This is a genomic window from Halogeometricum sp. CBA1124 (genome assembly GCF_009741955.1).
Classification (GTDB): domain Archaea; phylum Halobacteriota; class Halobacteria; order Halobacteriales; family Haloferacaceae; genus Halogeometricum; species Halogeometricum rufum.
Genome location: NZ_WPCD01000318.1, coordinates 1 through 2,330, shown reverse-complemented (window position 1 = coordinate 2,330; position 2,330 = coordinate 1). Strand labels below are relative to the sequence as shown.

General features: G+C 69.7%; 3 protein-coding genes. 1 reads left to right on the top strand and 2 read right to left on the bottom strand.

Going from position 1 to position 2,330, the window contains the following annotated elements:
• On the bottom strand, positions 1–814 hold an 814-nt coding region (locus GJ632_RS20985; RefSeq protein ID WP_197428139.1), incomplete at its 3' end, for an Nramp family divalent metal transporter.
• Positions 815–1,032: 218 nt separating this feature from the next.
• A complete protein-coding gene (locus GJ632_RS20980; protein WP_191453936.1) occupies positions 1,033–1,686 on the bottom strand; it encodes an O-methyltransferase in 654 nt (217 codons plus the stop codon).
• A 98-nt stretch (positions 1,687–1,784) separates the two neighbouring features.
• On the opposite strand from GJ632_RS20980, the gene GJ632_RS20975 reads away from it, so the two are divergent.
• On the top strand, positions 1,785–2,330 hold a 546-nt coding region (locus GJ632_RS20975; RefSeq protein ID WP_231751739.1), incomplete at its 3' end, for a methylmalonyl-CoA mutase family protein.

The following is a 2,330-nucleotide window of genomic DNA, read 5'->3' as shown; positions in this document are numbered from 1 at the left end:
GGCACCTCGATGAGGCGGTCGAACCGGCCCGCCGGAGGATGGCGGCGGCGCAGACGACGATGGCGACGGTTGTCAGGCCGCCGACGGCGTAGCCGACGCCGAGGTCCCGGCGGATGTTCGAGAGGTCGCTCGCGTCGGTCCAGCCCTTCTCCTCGACGAGCGTCGCTTCGAGGAAGAAGTTCGGCCACAGCGCGGTGGTGCCGAGGATGCCCACGACGAGCGTGACGGCACCGGCCTCGGGGACGCTCGGGACGAACCCGGCGGCGATGGCGCCGACGTCGGGCGTGGCGGCGGTGGCGACGGCGACGTAGGCGACGAGCAGACCGAGCATCATGCCCGTCATGAGCCGTTCGACGTAACTGTAGCCGAGGATGCCGACGACGATGGCCAGGAGCGCAGTGAGGACGGCCAGCGGCATCCAGCCCACCACGTCGCCGAGGAGGAGCGAGACGCCCTTCCCGACGGCGGCAGTGAGTTCGAGGCCCCACGCGACGCAACCGACCGACAGCAGCACGGCGACGGCCGTCGCGCCGGTACGGCCGAGTTTTCGACGTGCGAAGTCGGTGAGCGAGTCGCCGAAGATACCGAGGCGGGCGCTCATGTCCTGCGCCATGAATCCGAGCAACACCGCGCCGACGATGGCCCACAGCAACGCGTAGCCGTAGCGGACGCCGGCCGAACTGGCGATGAACACCGACCCGGAACCGAAGTAACTCGCGACCATCACGAACGCCAATCCGTAGCGGGTGAAGAACGCCGTCAGTGTCGAGAACAGTTCGCCTGTGCCGTCTTGGAGAGTCGTATCCTGAGCCATGAGTAGTCGGTAGTCCGACGCGACCGGAGCGACGTCTCTGGGGGCGGGTCGGTCGGATTCGGGGAGACCGCGTGCACGGACACCGTCCGCCGTGCGACAGTTAATTCCGGACAGTCAGGGAGTTGATTCCGGACTGTCCGAATGCCAACTAACGTACCGGCCGCGGAGGGAAAAGTGTGACCGCCGATCGCGGGCGGGGCGGACCGGTTCGTCGGCCCTCACACCCGCGTGCTGACGGCCAGTCCGCTGCCGACGGGGAGTATCGTCGTCTCGAAGTCCGCCGCCGCGCGCACGGCGTCGAGGTACGCGGCGATGCCGCGCGTCTGCGCCGACGCGTCGTCCGGCACCGGTTCGCCCTCGGCGTAGGCGACGAGGGTGTCGAAGTCCGCCGGCCCGCGGACGACGTTGTCGGCGACGACGACGCCGCCGGGGGCGACCTTCTCGCGGACCGCGTGGAAGCCGTCCGCGTAGCGCTCCTTCTGGTGGTCCACGAGGACGCAGTCGAACGGGCCGTCGTACTCCTCGACGACGGAGAGCGCGTCGCCCTCGCGGTAGTCGAACGACGGGGCGTAGTCGCCCGCGGGGAGCCACTCGCGGCCCATGTCCAGTTCCTCGGGGTCTATCTCCGTCAGGACGACGCGCCCGGCGCGCATCCCGCGCGCCCACCACGACGCGGAGTAGCCGAAGCCGGACCCGAACTCGAAGACGGACTCGGCGTCGACGAGGCGGGCGAGGACGCGGAGGGTCCCGCCCGCCGCCGGACCGACGATGGGGAACCCCTCGCGGTCGGCGTAGTCGGCCATCTCCGCCTGTACGTCGTCGTGGTCGGGCGCCAATCCGGACAGATACCGGCGCAGGTCGTCCGTGTCCATGGGGGTCGTTCGGGACGCGGGCACGTCAGCGTACCCCCGCGGCGGCCCCGTCCCCTCAATCCACGCTGTTAAGTCGCCGCCCTCCGTCATCTTCGACCATGTTCGACCCCGACGAGCTGGACCGTATCCGCGAGGCGAAGGCGGAGTGGGAGGAGGAGACGCTCTCGCCGACGCTGGAGCGATTCGGGGAGCGCGAGGAGGAGTTCACGACCGACACGGAAGGTCAGGAGGTGCAGCGACTCTACACGCCCGCCGACATCGACGACCACGACTACCGCGCGGACGCCGGGTTCCCCGGCGAGGAACCGTACACGCGCGGCGTCTACCCGACGATGCACCGCGGCCGCCTGTGGACGATGCGGCAGTACGCGGGCATGGGCACCGCCACGGAGACGAACGAGCGGTTCGAGTACCTCATCGACGAGGGCTCCTCGGGGCTGTCGATGGCGTTCGACCTGCCCACGCAGAAGGGGTACGACTCGGACGCCGCGATGGCCGCCGGCGAAGTCGGGAAGGCGGGCGTCGCCATCGACAGCCTGCGCGACATGGAAGTCGTCTTCGACGGCATCCCGCTGGACGAGGTGTCCACCTCGATGACCATCAACGCGCCCGCGGCCGTCCTCCTCGCGATGTACATCGCCATC